The sequence below is a fragment of the Pseudomonas marincola genome (genome assembly GCF_900116605.1).
GTDB lineage: Bacteria > Pseudomonadota > Gammaproteobacteria > Pseudomonadales > Pseudomonadaceae > Aquipseudomonas > Aquipseudomonas marincola.
The window spans coordinates 1-16,399 of sequence record NZ_FPBC01000027.1 but is presented as its reverse complement, the minus strand read 5'-3'; the positions used below and the strand labels follow the sequence as shown (position 1 = coordinate 16,399).

Sequence of the window (16,399 nt, the reverse complement as noted above, 5' to 3'; positions counted from 1 at the left end):
GTCACCGGCATCGGGTTTGGTCTTGAAGCGCTCGGCTTCCAGACGCTTGAGCCACAGGCAGAAGCCATTGCGCTCCCAGTAGAGAATCTTGACCTGGCTGCGGGTGCGATTGAGGAACACGAACAGCACCGGGTTGAACACCTCCACCTTGATGTCCAGCTCGACCAGCGCCGCCAGGCCATTGATGGATTTGCGGAAGTCGACAGGCTTGGGATACAGATAAACCTTTTGGACCTTGGCGTCGGGACGCATCATGGGATGAACTCCAGAGAAAACAGGAGTTCAGCATCCGCTGATCTGCGGGCTATAGGCAGGTGGGGTTTATGGAGCGCTTACTGAAAAGCTACATGAAGTAGACTCCAGCTTGCAACGTGCGCTGGAGAGTAATGCCTGTTATGACCAGATAACTCCCTGCCGTTCATCTATTAAAATACACAGAGACAGAGCGATTCTTTTGTGCGGTTTTTGGCTGGCGCTAACGGCGAAGCAAATTGCGGACATGCACCTAGACAACATTAAGTTTATACCTGGTAAAGGGGCATCAATTAAAATCATAAGGGAGGACAAAGAGGCGACTAAAAATTTAATACCCTATTTAGACACACACTGTCCTGTCCAAGCACTACAGAGCTGGATTAATTTAGCCCCAATAACCTCTGGACAGGTATTTAGGAGCATAGACGTATGGGGGGCAATCTCGCTGAAAGCTATGCAACCAAAATCTATAGCACCGCTACTGAGTAACATTGTTAAGGAGAATGATTTCGATATTCATGTACAGGGTAATAGCCTAAGGCGAGGGTTTGTAGAGTGGGCGGTAGCCCAAAATTGGCCGGTAGAGTCAATTATTAAACATGTTGGGCGAAGTGGATTACGAATGACACATAGAGCCTTGAATGAAATTGATTGCGAAAATTTGTTAACACTACTTAATCGCACAGCAAATGCGAAGTAATAATTACGTCATACACCCGCTAAATAGTATAGTACTCCTTGCAAATCTTTCTTAGTTCTATCGGATAGGATTTCACACGTTTTAAGTACCATCTATGTTCAGCAGTGTCTGCACCACCGACGACGGCCAAGTAAAGTAATTTACTAGTACGCGGCACTAGTATTCCACGCTCAGCAAGCAGGTCACACACTCGATACCATCGAAAATCAACACCTGAGTGGCGGATAATTGCTGCTGTCAGGGCGAGACCAATCATTCTAGGGTAACTTGCACAGACCGCATACTCACCAGTCATAACCGTTGCATGCTTGCTCCCCATATCAATGTAGTTAGAATACCCGATTCCAGTTAGCTGTTTAGCAAGTCGGTAAGAATAAGGAATGATTTCTTTACCTCGTACATGACCTCTTAAGGTGAGTGCTAAAAGGTCACTTATCATTGCTAACTCAGAGCAGCCATAATTGCCAGCTTCAATAAGATACATAATTCTTTTCTGCACACGTAACGCAATGTCTAAAATCTCGCACTCCGCACGCATGAAGTTATGAGGAATCGTACTGGTGGTTATTGAGTCAGGCGGCAATAACGAGACAGAGTATTTAGCATGCGGTCTACAGGCAAGCATCCTTAAAGCCGATTCAGTTCGCTGCCCAACACGACTGATGTAATTGCCTTTACTGATCGTCATCAACATGCAGCTGTGCTCAAGGCAAACAACATACCAGCCATACGACCAGTGTATCCGCCATATAATAGTCCTTGCGCTTTTTAGATCTTCTTCTGCACAGGCAGGGCAAAAGCTGATCCTACTCGCAGAGTCTAGTAAATAAAACTGTGTATAAGGCTTCGAGGCGCCGGCAAGATTTGGTTGTACCGGCTCTATTATTGAATTTAATTTTGCCAAATCATCATCATTGTAGTAGTCAATATCAAGCCCCTCACGACTATTAAAAAAATCTTCAAATGCTGAACTTTCTTCAAGGGCGCCATCCACACTGGCATAGAACCAAAGACGCTCTATCAAAGAAGAAATACTCTCGTTATTACGCAATCTCTTCAATGTATCACCTTATACAGCAGGAATATCACGGCCTTTTTTGATCATTTCGAAGTCAATCTCTTCGCGACCATCAATGATTGCCCAACACGCAGCATGGCACAGTAATACTTTTATATTATCAAGCACCCCATTCGATTCATGGATTATATGTTTTATAATTGAAGGCTTACCTAGCATTGATGGTCGCCTTAAAGGAAACGTCGAGATGTATGAATTTATAAACGCTAAAAGCACACGCTCATCCCGCCAAGGAGGCAACTCGAATGACGTGAACCTCCTGAGTAATTGCTTATCCGCGCTAAGAGCTTCATTACAAGCGTGCGTGCCAACAACAATAATAATCAGTGAGTAAGGATATCCAGAAAGCTCCTTCAGATACTTCATGTTCTTTGCCTGATCTAAGCGACCGGAGAGGAGAATATCATTAAGCTCATCGAACATTATTCCAACGATATTTCGCATCGCAATGGCTGAAACAAGGCTTTTATCGTCAATTGCGCTCTTTTTATACGCTCCCCCAGTCAAAGTAGTGACAACAGAGGTGGCGAATGCTTTGTGACTTACCGTGTCTGATACACGGATTGTCATCGATGCTAAACAATTGGCCTGTCCAGACGAGAAGCCATAAATCGTATTTATTTTGTGGAAAAGTGTTGACTTACCCATACCTGGATTCGAGTGAATCAGTAAGCAAGGCGCTTGAATTTTCTTCGGCATCTGGATCATGTATCGCACGGTCGCCAAAATTTTCGTTGCGAGGGGGTATTCCACCCAGATATCCTCGTGGATGGCACTCACCCGAATGGCCTCTTCTGCATTAACCAAATGGCGTCGCTGCTGGATAACATGTTCGTAGCCCATAGAATTACTCATACTCTCATTCAACTTCGACGGGGAAAGTCATGGGTGTGTCATCATACGTATCAGGATGAATTTCAGACCCAAAGTTTGACTCGCCGGTATCCGTGCCAATTGCTTGCTCGAAAAATGCAGATTGCTTCTTGTTTTCATATATTTTTTTTGATGTACGGGTATTGGCTTTTGCTGCTTCTACCAACTCACGATTTTTTTGAGCCATAAAAAAAACAGCATCGGTCCGAGACCTAGCTCTTGCTGCCCTTCCTTCTGAAGAAGCAAAATTTTGTTCCTGCCGTTTAGCTACCTTTAACTCTTCAAGGCTTATGTCTGGCTTTGTGATATCCTTATATGGCACTTTGATATATCGCTTTCCAGTTGGATTCACCCAAACATGCCGCAGCGAGAGCGGATTGTATTTCACTACTTGCTTCTGTGATTTAGAAACATATGCGCTCAAAGATGACTCCCAGTAGAATAATCCCCAAATCTGTATACCTTCTCTAGTTATCACTCTTTCTTTCTGCGGCAGGAAGTCTAAGACAAATTCCTCAGGATTATCCAGCAATTTAGGGTGTTCGAGCTCCCCGCTTTTCCGAGTTAAACCTGCAATCCATTTCTCGTGAGGGGTCATTCCCTCTAAGCGGCGATGTTCGGTATTATGGTACATTTGTACTGCTCGAGCGAACCAAAGACGAAACTCAGAGAATGTTAAACAAGCATGCTTGTTACTATCATATTCGCCCCGCAATATAACATTCGACAGTGTTGTTCCCGGCAGAAAATGAATGTAGCTCATCGCCAACGTGCCATTTAACCTCTCAATGTGCCCTCCCCACCAGGCCTTACCCTTTGGCCGCCATGACAACTGTATATTATGTTTCAGGGCAGCAACCTTGAGCGTCCTTGAGATAAACTCCTTTGCATTATCCATTGCAATAACTTTCGGCGTACCATAGTACGGGCAAAACAAATCATCATCACCAAGTGCAGCTATCCATCTTTCTTTTGGCATTACAGCATGACTGATTGCCATTGCTACACTATAACTATTAGGGGCATGCAACGAAAGATAAAATCCGACAATAACGCGACTATAAACATCAATTATTATTGTAGCCCACGGCCTACACAGCGCCTTGCGATGTATTTCGTCTACCACAACACAATCAATCACACAATGATCCATTTGCCAGAAGTGCAATGGGGCACTGACATTAAGCTGCTTTGTTCTAGGCTGAAATAAGTCATTAGCTTTCTTGCTGCCGTCACGAAGCCTAACCAGTGTAGATGATTTAATTTCTTTTAATCTAGCACGTACCGCTTTATAAGATGGTGGTGGAATGGCAGCTCTATAACACTTTTCTTTAACATCATTATATACACCCTTAATTCTAGCTCCTGGTCCTTTCCATGTATCCTTTATACTGTATTGAATAATGCTTTCGACTTGTTCTTTTAGATGCTTCGCTCCAGCTTTACGACCTCTAATCTTTCTTAGCAATGAGGACGGACCATGCTCTTCATCAAAGCTGTTAAGTAAGCTGTAACATCTTGACTGACTCAGATTCAGCTTTTCCTTCAAGTCAGATATTTTTCTGATTGCTTTATCTTGTATTAAAAAATCTTGTATAGACCTATACCTATACTCTGCGATTTCCCACTCTTCTACTGAAGCAGAAAGGACATCATCAGTACTTATATCTGAGTTATCACTTTCTGGCACTGGCTGCAAATCTTCAATCTTTACTTCTATATATACTTTTTTCTTAACATTATAAAGCTGCACGGTTTCAAGGGAGAGGGATGCAATATAAGAACAAATATTACCCTCATATAAAAATCGATCACCTTGTCTGATTTTCATCATGGCGCACTCGTTTCTTTATAAGGAAGAATTCAAGCACATTGACCTTCATACGCAAGAATGACCAGGTGGATTTTACCGACCACGCAGGTCGAAAGATTTTTTCCACATGAAAATCAAGGAGTTGTAAATTCCAGTATTTAAGGAAAATCGACACCCACAGAAAATCACAATTTCTTGCCTGATCAGGCAACCACGGCTTGCCGCTTGTTGTTAGCTCTGATTCCTGCAGCCTATGCGTTAATCAAGCTGCAATCTATACGGTGCGTGAAAGCTGGCCCGTTTTGTATGTGGAACCAAGTAGTCAGGATAAGCCAACAACATGCACCATCACACAACCATGCAGAGCCAACAGTACCTTCGCGGCTGAGTTCCGTCTTGCTTCGTTCTCAATGGTCGCCGCTAGCGGGAAAACCCGACCAAATCCATTGACCCATGAAACCGGCGACTTTATGATTTGCACCATAACCTACCGACCGGTAGGAAGTTTAAAGAGTAAATCATGGCTACCAATTCCCTAACCCCAGCAGCCGGGCGCATTGTTCTACACGCCTTAGAGCATTTTGCCGAGCGCGGTTATGACGCGGCGTCTCTGAACGACATTGCGGGCAGCGCTGGGATCAAGAAGGCATCGCTCTACGCCCACTTCACCGGCAAAGATGATCTCTACATCGCGGTGCTGAACCTCGCGTTGCAGCACGAGCGAGATTACGTTGCAGCACAGTTCAAGGCCGATAACTCTGCTGAGGTGCCCGGCGAGCGCTACGTCAGTAAGCTGCAAACACGGTACGCACAAAGTGCGGCGTTACGATTTCTGCTGCGGGCAGCCTTTTATCCGCCGGCACCGCTCGAGCACAAAGTGAAAGCAGATTTTGGCGAGTACCTGATCTACATCCAAGGGCATTTTCAGGCGTGCCTTGAACGCTCGTATGCAGGGATATCTGCACCTCGTGCTGACTTGCTCGCAGAGGCCTATTTAGCCTTGATCGATAGCCTTAACGTCGAGCTTATATACGGGAACGACGCCGCCTATTTACGGCGTTTTGATGCGATACGCCAGCTGCTCAGCATCATTGGCCTGCCGTTAGTTGAGCGTTAGGCCCTGGATATGCGTTAACCAAAGACGCCGCAACCAGCAGTCAGGTTGCCCAGCGTTTTACATTCTCGAATGCAATGCGCAACCCGCATTGCACGTTGTTTTGGATAGACACGATGAATTCAAACATTGATCTGGTTGCGACACTCGCAAGCCGTGGTTTCATTCACCAGTCCACTGATCTCGAAGGGCTTCGTACTCACTTGGCTACCGGCTCGCGAACCGTGTACCTGGGTTTTGATGCGACAGCGGATAGCCTGCATGTCGGGCATCTTCAGGGCCTGATGCTTATGCGCTGGCTGCAAAAAGCTGGGCATCGGCCGGTTTTGTTGATTGGCGGTGCTACCACACGCATCGGCGATCCGAGCTTTCGCGATGAGAGCCGCCCTCTCCTCACCAATGATCAAATTGACGCGAATATTGTCGGCATTACACGCACTTTTTCGCGCTATCTAACCCTTGGCGAGACGGCCGGTCAGGTCGTTGATAACGCAGAGTGGTTGGATCAGATCGGCTACCTGCAGTTCTTGAACGACGTGGGCCGCTACTTCTCGATCAATCGTTTGTTGACCTTTGACGCTGTGCGTCAGCGCCTTGATCGCGAAAACTCGTTGTCGTTTCTGGAGTTCGGTTACACGTTGCTCCAGGCACATGACTTTACCGAACTGGCCAAACGTCAAAACTGCACGGTGCAATTGGGCGGCGCAGATCAGTGGGCAAACATAATCAACGGGGTTGAGCTTGGACGCCGCCGCGACGGCTGTGAACTGTTCGGTCTAACGATGCCGCTGCTGGCAACGGCGGATGGCAAGAAGATGGGTAAATCCATGAACGGAGCTGTGTGGCTGGATAGCGAGCGGCTCTCGCCCTTCGACTTCTGGCAGTTCTGGCGTAATTGTGACGACCGTGATGTTCGACGGTTTCTCGCTCTCTTTACCGAACTGCCACTCAACGAAATCGACCGTTTAGCCAACGTAGAAGGCGCCGCGCTGAACCAGGCGAAAATTGTGCTCGCCAATCACGTGACTACCCTTGCTCACGGCGAAGCAGCGGCCGAGCAAGCCAGCGCCACGGCCTTGGCTTTGTTTGCGGGCGGCAAGCATGGAAATGATTTGCCTTGTTTCTCGGTAGATCGATCTCAGCTGACTGGTGGCCTCACCATCGCTGCTGCATTGGTGACGTGTGGAGTGGAGCCTTCACTAAGTGCCGTGCGGCGCTTGGCCAAAGGCGGTGGCCTGCGTGTGAACGGAGAAGTAATGCAATCCGGAGACGAACTATTGAGCCCTGACGATTCGCGCTGGCATGTTGCGCTGGGCAAGAAACGTCACATCCAGATTGAAGTTTCGCAGTGAGTTCTTTCTGTCAGGCATTGATGATATTGATGCGTGACAGCACATTGCAGGCGCTACTTGCTTAGCGGCTGCAATGTTGCGTAAACGGTTCGGCGGGCATGGGCTGACTCAAATCGAGGCATTCTGTCGATAGCTGAGCGGCGAGTTTGCGCGAGCGGTTGTGAATGCAAGCGCTACGATCAACAAAGCCTGAGCCCGCTCAGGTTAGAACATTGAACTCACTGACAATCCACCAGACTTCTGCTGCCAAGGCGATGATGACAAACGCCTGATGATAACGGTCATTGGCGACGCGGGTGCCGATAAGCGACATAGTAATCAAACACGCCTGACGTATTTGATACTCGATTCCCAACGCACGGAAATGCTCATCACCTTTCAGTGCACTGTCGATCATGTCGACTGCGAACAACGCTGCAAGCAGGCCATAAAACCAGGTTCGGCGTGAATGGAAATACGCTTTGAACCCGGAGTATTCATCGAGGTTGTCTGGAAACAAGATGGCGCAGATGAAGAAATACAGCGCTGCGTAACAGATGACAAAGAAGTACAGCTCAAAGGTCCAGCGCGTTATTTTCACCAGCGCAAACTCGAACCACCAAAAATGCACGACAGCGAGCAGCAGGAAAAATACCCAGCCCAAATGCACGCTATAGATGTATTCACGTTTTGGATGCTGCACGAAACGCGCAAGGCCATTGAGCAGCCTTGCCACGCTGAGGCCTGTGACCATGCCGATGATCACTCGAACGTGGAAAAACGAGTCCGGGTTGAGTACCTCTGACTCCATACACGATCCTTAGAAATGGAAACCATTGACCCATCTATGATGGCTACTTGCTGAGTAAATCATCTGTGAAACGCCACAAGCGTTTGTGCACAGGCTTATGCGGTTGGACGTGCGCAAAGTTGTTTCGAGTGTAGAAGAAAACAGCGGTTTATCACTCCCCTGCCCTTGATCGCTTCGACTCCAGTGAACCCGACGCCGTTTACGCCGGGTTGTAGCAAATACAGCTAGTCGATAAAGAAATTTGCAGCCAGCGGTAGCAATACGGCAGTGAAAACGCCGAGCAAACTCATTGCAAGTGCTGCAAATGCGCCTGTTTCGCTGCTTTCTTCGAGGGCGCGGGCAGTGCCGATGGCGTGCGCATTCATGCCATAAGTCATGCCGCGTGCAGCTGGATGCACAACGCCAACTCGACGCAATAACATTGGCCCGAGCGCTGTGCCGATCACACCGGTGAGCATCACAAATACTGCCGCCAACGATGCGATGCCGTGCAACTGATCCGTCACCAGCATGGCAATAGGCATGGTGACTGATTTAGATGAAAGCGTAATCATCACGGGCAGGCTGGCACCCAGCAAATAGGCAATCAGCACGGTGAGCACCACAATCAAAATTCCGCCGACCAATACAGTGATCAGAATTGGCCAGAGCAGCAGACGAATACGCTTCATATTGTTGTAAAGCGGTACGGCCAAGCCAACAGTTGCTGGCCCTAACAACATTGCAATCGGTTCTGCGCCTTGGCGATAGGTTGTGTAATCAAGGCCGGTAAGCAGCAAGGTCGATACGATCAAAACCATTGCAACCATGACCGGCTGCAGCACCAACCAGCCACTGCGACGGTAAATCACGACTGCAATTTGAAACGCAACCAGCGTCACAACCAATGAGAATACCGGATTGAATATAAGGTTGTGCCAGGCGGCTGAAACATCACTCAGGCTCATTGGCGGCCTCGGCTTTGCGCTCAAGACGCACGGTGAGGTACTGCATCAGCAGGCCGCAAAGCGGTACGGTAATAATCACCGAAAGCACTAGTGCCGCTGCGATGGCCACTCCTTCGTCGAGTAAGGCGGTGCCGGAAACCATGATTCCGGCAGCAGGCACGACCAGCAGCAAGGGTAGATAGCTCAATAGCCAGTTGGCCGCTTGTTGCAATGACTCATCAATCCCGCGTATGGCCAAAATAACCACCAGCAGCAACATGCCGATAATGGCGCCGGGCAGCATCGGTAGCCACAGGGTACTGATCAGACTCCCCAGCAATTGCAGCGCTAACAGTAAGGTCAGTCCTTTGAGCATGAGATATTCTCGACGGAAAAACCCTAACTATGCCTCGCTGTAGAGCGACTGCATAGCATCAGTCGAGAACACAAAAACCATATCAGTCACCTGAAAACCGCTGTATTCACTTATAAAAAGTTGTGTAGACCACATCAAAACCGAACTCACCGGCGTTAAGTCGCTCTAGCTGGGACAGTTCGGCGGTGAAAGTAATGTCGGTTCCGCCCGAAGGGATTTGCTTGGCCTGCTCGGTGCCGAAGGGAATGTAGGCGCCCGTCTCGGTGTTTTTCAGTTTGAGGATGACCCGTGTATTTTCATCCTGGATGCCAACGCCCCCACTCAGGGGCGCATAGCCAGGTGCAGAGAAGCTGGTTGTGGTGTTGGCGATGGAGCTGCAAGTCCATGAAAACTTGAAATCCTTGCTTGGCTTGGTATTTCCCAGCCGCGTAGGAATAGGTGGGAACACCACATTGGTTGGCGCACTCATTGTGCAGGTTGTCGCGGCAGCATCGATGGTGGCAACTGATGGCACCACGCGCAGGGTCTTGGTGTTCACTGCGGCGTTGGAATAGCGCGCCGTCATGAAATTCACTGAACGCGGAAAGTCCAGGGCGATGTGGGTGGAGTCGGTAATCTGGCCATCTTTAATTACATCGAAGACTTTGACGCTATTGCTGCCTTCGATACAGGTGTCAGCGTCGCCGCTAGCCGCTCTTATCGCGTCAATCTGTACCCGATTGTTGACCCCACCAACTGTGGTCAGGAAAGGATCGGAACCAATACTTACGCCCCCCGCGACCCGGTAGGTCAGGCCATCAACATTGGTCAGAAGATCGGCGCCACTTCTGACATTGTTTTCAGTTGCCATACCGAAGCGAATGGTCCGGTCACCCGAACTCATGGGGATTGAGCATGAGTACTGATAATTAACGGTCACATTGCCGATCACAGTGCCCGCAACGATGTCGTTGTTCACCGCAGTCATGCCTGAGTAGATTGTATTCAAAGCAGAGAAGCGGCATTCCCAGTTCTCAACGCCGGAACACGAGGCAAGCGCATCGCCGGTAAACAACAATCCTGTTAGTGCACTGAGAGTCGTGGGCACGAGCAACGCCCGTGCATTTGCAGCTAAAAATGAAGTCTTCATGAATATAAGATCCTTTTATCATCATGATTGGCAATTAGCTGGCTTCAGATATGCACTGCGCCTGAACCTGCACATAATTACCGTCTGGCGCGTCTTCGGGCCTGTCGTAAACCAGCGTACAAGACTCGTCTATTCCTTGTCCCCACACAACGCGCAGTTCGGGATATTCCCCACGAATAAAGATAAGACCGCCCTGCCCCACAAGGCTTACCTGCTCGCCTGCAGCATCTAGAACCTGAGCGCCGAATGGAATCTTAGGGTCGCGCTTAACGCGCAATAACAATGGGCTACCGGTAACTGTAGGGTATTCAAGCTTAACAACAGCCCCCCGACGCGGCACGGTTTCTTGAGAAGTCAGTGACAACTCAACATCACGTGAAAGCCCTTTAGGGTCGAGTGCAACGGTATTTTTGCGATACGGGGTCAGGTTGGTCACCGCCGCATATCCGCCAGCGTTGACTTTAGTCCCTAATCCGCCCCTGATCGCCGCGCCTTCTGCGCCCTCTGCCTCGATCAAGGCCATGGTGTCGCCCTGCTCCGGCGACGCGACTAAACCGCCGCTGTGTGCCAACAAGGTGCCGGTTGCAGAGACTGTATATTGGCTGAAGTCTTCACCTTGACTGGTGCTCGTACCTAACTGGGTCAAGCTCGTACGGTACTGCAAATCGCCACCGTAGTTTTCAGTGTTACCCGAGCTGTCCAAGTCGGCAGCGCCGTAAACACCATAATTGAGCTGATCGTTAGCACCGCCGGTGCCATTCAAGCTGGTACGAAATCCATGCTTGTCGTCACCGTCCGACGACACACTGGTATTGATATAGGCGCGATCGCTGCCAAGCTCAAAAGGCATGCTGATAGTGAGCAAGAACGAATCACTGGACTCCTCGCTATCATCCTCAAGATCACGGCTGGCAGTAAGGTTGACATTGCCCCAACTGAAGCTCTTGTTCAGACCGATTTGAAACGTCGTGGTGTCTTGCTCCGAGTCCCAATAATTCTGCACAACGCCAGACATATAAATGCTGCCGTAGTCGCCTATGGGTTGATCTAAATTGAATTGATAGCGACTTTTCTCTCGGTTGAAGTCGTTTAAAGGATTATCACTCAACTGCACGAAGTCCGAGAACGCCAAATACTCTTCATTGGAAAAGCGCGATGCAGTAATTGAAATGTTCGTTTGGCTGTAGTCAATAAAGCGGTTGTAACTGAGTCGATAACTTTCACCCGAGAGTTTGTCGTTTTCGGGGCGGGCATCAACAGAGAGATTACTGGCTTGAGTGTGCGTAACATCCAACGAAATCGCGCCCAGTGGCGTACCGACTGCTGCGCCGGCAAGAAATGCATAATAATCCTGCGCGCCTGTCGCACCGGTATACAGCGTCAAATCATTGGTGATACCACGGCGGAATGTGCCTTGAGCGAACTCGGGCTCATCAGAAATATTATCGTCTCGGAAACGGCCCAGCGTAGTACTGAAGCGTGAAGTGCCGGGCCGCAGCATTTGGATTACCGCTGAGAAAGGAACAGTGAAACGTTTAACCCTGCCATCCGCCTCGGTGACTTCTACATCGAGATCGCCCGAGTTGCTGTTGGGATAAAGATCACTGATAGCAAAAGGGCCTGGAGCAACGGTTGACTCATAGATAACGTTATCACCCTGAGTAATTGTTACCTTCGCATTAGTGTCTGCCGTACCACGCACAACCGGAGCGAAACCACGCTCAGTCTCAGGCAGCATTGATTCATCGCTGGCTATCTGGATGCCCGTAAACGAGAAGCTATCCAGGGTTTCACCTGGCGTAAAGTATTCTCCCAAGGTGAACTGCGACAGCGCCCCAGTTACATCGGTTTGCACATAGGTCTTTTGCGAGTCGTAGTCAGATGCCTCATCATTGTTATTCTCGTACCGGCCATCGTGTCGAAAGCGCCAGCCTGCGATATTGATGCCCGTGCGCAAGTTAGCGCTGAATGAGGATGAATCATCCGAACCAGTTTGCTTATTGAGGAACGCATTAGTTGAGTAGTTAATGTAACCGGCAGTGATACCCGCATCCCAATCTTCTGGATCGATGTAATCCGGTCTGACCATGCCTACATACGCTTGGGGAATACTCAACTGGGCATTGAGTTTTGCTAAGTTCATGCTGAATGTAGCATCGGGAATGAGCATCTTGGCTTCAATGCAAGACTCTTGCAGAAGCTGCTTGACCTTTTTCTGGTTAGGTAAGCTTGGAATGTCGACACCCCATTGTGCGACGTCTGACGCCGTGAAACAGAAGCGTTTCTCGCCCTCTTCTGCCTCATCTTTGATTACTGTAACGGTCTGGCGAAGCGACGACTGACCATTAACAATAACATCGATCCGATAAGTGCCAGCATCAATCGCCCCTGCTTTCGCAAAACGAGACAGGTCTATATTCTGGCCCATCCCCTTAAGCAGGCTACTGTCGAACATCTGATCATCATCGACCGGGTTCTCATCTACCTCAGTTGTTTTCTGTATATCGCTTTCTGAAGTCGACTCACTCTCTGACAGAGGTGTTTCCTGAGCAAATACTGCTTGAGGCGACATTAGGAACAGCACAACTATAAGCAAATTCGACTTTGAAAAAATAGAATGAGTGCAGAAGTCATAAGATTGCCAGCGCACAGTTACACCAATTTATTCTGAAAAATCAAACAAAGCTAGATGTTAGCGATGCACTCACTTAAGTTTGGTGACTTGTGTTTGGGCGATACCAAAATCATTGAGCCAACGGAATGTAATAGTTCCACTCTTTAAAGAGCCAGGTGAGTTAGTGAGTGGATAATCCTTACTTGCCATAGGACTAATCATCCCACCATTCTTGTTATTGTACTCCTTGCCCGCAGACTCTAATTTCACACCACTAATACTTGCGTGGTATGGACTATCATTCGTAGCGCGAAGTACATAGCGGTCCGCATCTTTAACCATGGACCACGTTATTGCCTTAGCAGCGTCATAGATTGTGCCGTGTAAACCGACAGGTCGATAAAACAGCTTTATGCGAGATCTAAAAGCCATCCGCATAACGTTTTTGCCTTCGACATCCTTCTTTTTCGCCGGGATTTCAAGTACGTTCAACCAGTAGACAGACTCTTTATCGTTGGGCAGTGGCTCTCCTGTATAGGCGATTCGAAGTGTCTGGCCTTCTTTCGGTTCAATACGGGTAAGCGGCGGCGTTATGATAAAAGGCAGTTCTTCAACGCCTGGAGCCACTGCTGGATCACCACTGTCGAGCCATGCTTGCATGAGTGCCGGGGTGTCATTCTGATTGGTCATATCAACTGTAATCTCACGCGCATCGCCTGGATAAACAGCACGCGTACCAGATAAAGTAACACTGGCATTGCTGGCTACAGACACGCTCATGAGAACAACGACTAAACCAAAATTACGAACACAATCTTGCACAAACATACACTGTCCTTAGTGATGACCAGCAGCTACTTACTGCTTATTGATACTCAAGGGTGTAAACGAGAGCAGTGTTAACCAAGCCCGCAATAACTTGACCATTCGAGCTAACATACTGAGCCTTATACGGCAGAGTTGCTGCATCATTGGTAATATCGATGTATGGGTTGTTTGCTTGAGATGAGCTAGCCAGATCGATGCGGGCACCATCACCGTCGGTGATCTGCACTTGTACGTTAGTTGCGCCGCCGTCTACTGGAGCAGTGTTGTTATCAAGGTTGCCTGTACCGGTATTGACGTTGTCAGTTTCGAAGTAAGCACGAACCTTGCCGCCAGCGCTGCAACCAGTAAGTGCGAAGACGAAGTCTTCTGCGCCCGCTACATCACCTGTTGCGGCCAACTGAGACGAAGAAACATCAGGCAGGGTCAGAGTGGCATCGCCCGTGCCGCCATTAACTGATACATCACAAGAGTTGGTGGTAACGAGACCGTTAATTGTGATAGTGCCGTCAGCAGCAACAGCCATACCAGACGAGAGGATGCCCATGCCAATAACAGCGGTTGCGATAATCTTCTTCATAAATTCCTCGATGCTTTCAGATGTTAGAGTTGTTGTTACTCACGTGCATGAATTTGCCCAGAGCAACAACTGCACAATAGCCAAAGTTTGAAAATTAATATGTAGGAAAAGTCCGACTTATGTGGGTTATGATAAGATTTTTTGCATAAAAAAAGCTGTGCAAGTGCACAGCTTCTATACTCAGGATTTCTAGTGTGTGACAAGATGAATCTGAACCAAGCCCCAGCTAGAACTGGTGGGTTAACAAGCCAGGCAATTACATCAGATTGATCCAGACACTGTTATTTGATCAACGATAGTCAATCGTATAAACCAACGCGGTGTATACGTGACCAGCCGATACCTGCCCATCATATGCAAAGTACTGGGCTTGATAAGTTACACTCGCATTCCCGTTTTCTATCGGCACATACAAATTAGCATCGCCGTTGGCTGTCAGATCAATAGCGTTGCCTAATGCATTGGTAATTTGGACTTGGACTTTGGCTGCACCGCCAACTTCAACGGGAATCAGGTTCACCAGATTGCCCTCGGTTGGAGAAACATTATCTTGCTCAAATTTAGCGCGAACACCTTCTACCTGTGGGCAAGCAACCATATCAAGAGTAAAAGGACGCGCGCCTGCAATATCGCCCGTATTGATGAGCAAATTTTCACTCACGGTTTCAAGCTTAATATTTGCATCAGTGCCCTGTCCATCTACGACTACGTTGCATGAGGTGTTATTAACACTTCCATTGATTGTAATGGTTCCATCAACTGCAAAAGCAGGTGAGATGTAACCAATAGCAATGACTGCAGATAAGATACTTTTATTCATATTTTCCTCCAACGCTATCATTGAGGCTCCAGGTTGCTGGAGCGAAACCGTTTATGCACATTACCGAAGTGGCAAAATGATAGCTGTAAGAGGTTTCCGATCTACCGAGGCATTATGTAACGGAGCAGAAGGCAAATGCCGAGCTAAGTGCTTGTAACCAAGTTCGATAACGGACAAGAGCAAATGGATTCCATTCAGTCAGAATTCAATTTAGACTCTGTGGTGGTAATACTGCCGAAATCATTAATCCACTGGTATAAAATCTTTCCGCTTGCGACAGGCTTGTTCAGGCCTTCAAGTTTGTAGTCGAAAGTAGATTTAGGGGGGATCATGCCACCTTGCTGATTGGGGTAATCCTTACCACCTACAGTGAGTGTAGCTCCCGCAATGCTAATGTGAAATGCAGAGTCATTGGTTCCACGCAGTACATAACCCTGGTCTGCTTTGGCTATCGACCAACTTACATTGGCACCTGCTGCTTTAGGATTGCCGCTCAACCCTTCTGGACGAAAGAAGAACTTTAATTGTGAGCGGTATGCTAACTGGATATAGTTATTACCTTTGGCATCTTTTCCGATCGGCGGCACCTCCAGCATATTGAACCAAAATACCGACTCTACATCTTCAGGAAGCGGTTCACCTGTGTAGGCGATACGCAGCGACTGGCCCTGCTTGGGCTCGATTCTTGTGAGGGGTGGCGTAACGATAAATGGTAGCTGCTCCTCGCCGGGCCCGACTTTAGAGTCGCCAGTGCCTATCCAAGACTGAATCAGTGCAGGCGTATCATTTTTATTAGAGTATCCGGAACTGAGTGTGTAAATCCCTTTTCAGTCTAGCGTAACATAAAGCCTGTAAAGCGGAATTGCATGTGTAATTATAGCATCTTACAATTCTTCTCATAAACCGGAACTGAGTGTGGAGCCTCCTCATGTGCTAGCTCACCCGGCACCCATAAGTACTGGATTTCAGGACGGATCTGGAGCGTAGCGTCAGGCTCTGTGATTGCCTAGAAGCACGATAAATAAGGAACGTACGATGCCATCAGTTTTATCCCAGATCCTTGCCAGCTTCCGCGAGAAAGCACTGTCCGAACGTGACAAGGGCACTGACTTCGAGCACCTGTCATTGGTGTATCTGCGCAACGAGCCCTACTA

The 16,399-nt window shown here is 48.4% G+C and carries 15 protein-coding genes; 2 read left to right on the top strand and 13 right to left on the bottom strand.

What is annotated here, in order from left to right:
* The 4 genes from tnpB to BM395_RS22995 all read right to left on the bottom strand — a co-directional run.
* Nucleotides 1-255 (bottom strand): IS66 family insertion sequence element accessory protein TnpB (tnpB, locus tag BM395_RS23015; protein WP_141124133.1); only part of this gene is annotated, 255 nt, incomplete at its 3' end.
* 719 nt (nucleotides 256-974) lie between these two features.
* Nucleotides 975-2,015 (bottom strand): TniQ family protein, encoded by a 1,041-nt coding sequence (locus BM395_RS23005; protein ID WP_090515944.1) that lies wholly within the window; start codon nucleotides 2,013-2,015, stop codon nucleotides 975-977.
* A 9-nt stretch (nucleotides 2,016-2,024) separates the two neighbouring features.
* On the bottom strand, nucleotides 2,025-2,888 hold the full coding sequence (locus BM395_RS23000) for a TniB family NTP-binding protein (RefSeq protein ID WP_090515943.1): 864 nt from the start codon (nucleotides 2,886-2,888) through the stop codon (nucleotides 2,025-2,027).
* 4 nt (nucleotides 2,889-2,892) lie between these two features.
* A complete protein-coding gene (locus BM395_RS22995; RefSeq protein WP_090515941.1) occupies nucleotides 2,893-4,740 on the bottom strand; it encodes a Mu transposase C-terminal domain-containing protein in 1,848 nt (615 codons plus the stop codon).
* A gap of 499 nt (nucleotides 4,741-5,239) precedes the next feature.
* On the opposite strand from BM395_RS22995, the gene BM395_RS22990 reads away from it, so the two are divergent.
* The gene (locus BM395_RS22990) at nucleotides 5,240-5,836 is read left to right on the top strand and encodes a TetR/AcrR family transcriptional regulator (protein WP_090515939.1); all 597 of its coding nucleotides are present in this window, start codon (nucleotides 5,240-5,242) and stop codon (nucleotides 5,834-5,836) included.
* A gap of 74 nt (nucleotides 5,837-5,910) precedes the next feature.
* A complete protein-coding gene (tyrS, locus tag BM395_RS22985; RefSeq protein ID WP_425287665.1) occupies nucleotides 5,911-7,185 on the top strand; it encodes a tyrosine--tRNA ligase in 1,275 nt (424 codons plus the stop codon).
* Between the two features lie 199 nt (nucleotides 7,186-7,384).
* Here the strand turns inward: tyrS and BM395_RS22980 are convergent, their stop codons facing one another.
* The 9 genes from BM395_RS22980 to BM395_RS22940 form a co-directional block, all read right to left on the bottom strand.
* Entirely contained in the window at nucleotides 7,385-7,975 is a 591-nt protein-coding gene (locus BM395_RS22980; RefSeq protein WP_069901298.1) for a hypothetical protein, read from the bottom strand.
* A gap of 224 nt (nucleotides 7,976-8,199) precedes the next feature.
* On the bottom strand, nucleotides 8,200-8,922 hold the full coding sequence (locus tag BM395_RS22975; protein WP_090515933.1) for an LrgB family protein: 723 nt from the start codon (nucleotides 8,920-8,922) through the stop codon (nucleotides 8,200-8,202).
* Nucleotides 8,909-9,277, bottom strand: coding sequence for a CidA/LrgA family protein (locus BM395_RS22970; RefSeq protein WP_090515931.1), 369 nt, complete (start codon nucleotides 9,275-9,277; stop codon nucleotides 8,909-8,911). The genes BM395_RS22975 and BM395_RS22970 overlap by 14 nt, the downstream gene beginning before the upstream one ends.
* Before the next feature lie 106 nt (nucleotides 9,278-9,383).
* Nucleotides 9,384-10,406 (bottom strand): hypothetical protein, encoded by a 1,023-nt coding sequence (locus BM395_RS22965; protein ID WP_141124132.1) that lies wholly within the window; start codon nucleotides 10,404-10,406, stop codon nucleotides 9,384-9,386.
* Between the two features lie 34 nt (nucleotides 10,407-10,440).
* A complete protein-coding gene (locus BM395_RS22960; protein ID WP_244529036.1) occupies nucleotides 10,441-12,978 on the bottom strand; it encodes a fimbria/pilus outer membrane usher protein in 2,538 nt (845 codons plus the stop codon).
* A 132-nt stretch (nucleotides 12,979-13,110) separates the two neighbouring features.
* Nucleotides 13,111-13,848: a fimbrial biogenesis chaperone gene (locus tag BM395_RS22955; protein WP_170860647.1), complete on the bottom strand. Its 738-nt coding sequence runs from the start codon at nucleotides 13,846-13,848 to the stop codon at nucleotides 13,111-13,113.
* Nucleotides 13,849-13,885: 37 nt separating this feature from the next.
* Nucleotides 13,886-14,425 carry a fimbrial protein gene (locus tag BM395_RS22950; protein WP_069901294.1) on the bottom strand — a complete coding sequence of 180 codons (540 nt, stop codon included), beginning with the start codon at nucleotides 14,423-14,425 and terminating at the stop codon, nucleotides 13,886-13,888.
* A 289-nt stretch (nucleotides 14,426-14,714) separates the two neighbouring features.
* Complete coding sequence (locus BM395_RS22945) at nucleotides 14,715-15,245, bottom strand: fimbrial protein (protein ID WP_170860646.1); 531 nt, start codon at nucleotides 15,243-15,245, stop codon at nucleotides 14,715-14,717.
* 194 nt (nucleotides 15,246-15,439) lie between these two features.
* Entirely contained in the window at nucleotides 15,440-16,066 is a 627-nt protein-coding gene (locus tag BM395_RS22940) for a fimbria/pilus periplasmic chaperone (protein WP_280142258.1), read from the bottom strand.
* Nucleotides 16,067-16,399: the final 333 nt, after the last annotated feature.

Bases quoted from the DNA above. Each gene is read 5' to 3' on its own strand.
- BM395_RS23000 (WP_090515943.1), bottom strand. From the start codon at position 2,888: ATGAGTAATTCTATGGGCTACGAACATGTTATCCAGCAGCGACGCCAT.
- BM395_RS22995 (WP_090515941.1), bottom strand. From the start codon at position 4,740: ATGATGAAAATCAGACAAGGTGATCGATTTTTATATGAGGGTAATATT.
- BM395_RS22990 (WP_090515939.1), top strand. From the start codon at position 5,240: ATGGCTACCAATTCCCTAACCCCAGCAGCCGGGCGCATTGTTCTACAC.
- tyrS (WP_425287665.1), top strand. From the start codon at position 5,911: ATGCGCAACCCGCATTGCACGTTGTTTTGGATAGACACGATGAATTCA.
- BM395_RS22980 (WP_069901298.1), bottom strand. From the start codon at position 7,975: ATGGAGTCAGAGGTACTCAACCCGGACTCGTTTTTCCACGTTCGAGTG.
- BM395_RS22975 (WP_090515933.1), bottom strand. From the start codon at position 8,922: ATGAGCCTGAGTGATGTTTCAGCCGCCTGGCACAACCTTATATTCAAT.
- BM395_RS22970 (WP_090515931.1), bottom strand. From the start codon at position 9,277: ATGCTCAAAGGACTGACCTTACTGTTAGCGCTGCAATTGCTGGGGAGT.
- BM395_RS22965 (WP_141124132.1), bottom strand. From the start codon at position 10,406: ATGAAGACTTCATTTTTAGCTGCAAATGCACGGGCGTTGCTCGTGCCC.
- BM395_RS22960 (WP_244529036.1), bottom strand. From the start codon at position 12,978: ATGTCGCCTCAAGCAGTATTTGCTCAGGAAACACCTCTGTCAGAGAGT.
- BM395_RS22955 (WP_170860647.1), bottom strand. From the start codon at position 13,848: ATGTTTGTGCAAGATTGTGTTCGTAATTTTGGTTTAGTCGTTGTTCTC.
- BM395_RS22950 (WP_069901294.1), bottom strand. From the start codon at position 14,425: ATGAAGAAGATTATCGCAACCGCTGTTATTGGCATGGGCATCCTCTCG.
- BM395_RS22945 (WP_170860646.1), bottom strand. From the start codon at position 15,245: ATGAATAAAAGTATCTTATCTGCAGTCATTGCTATTGGTTACATCTCA.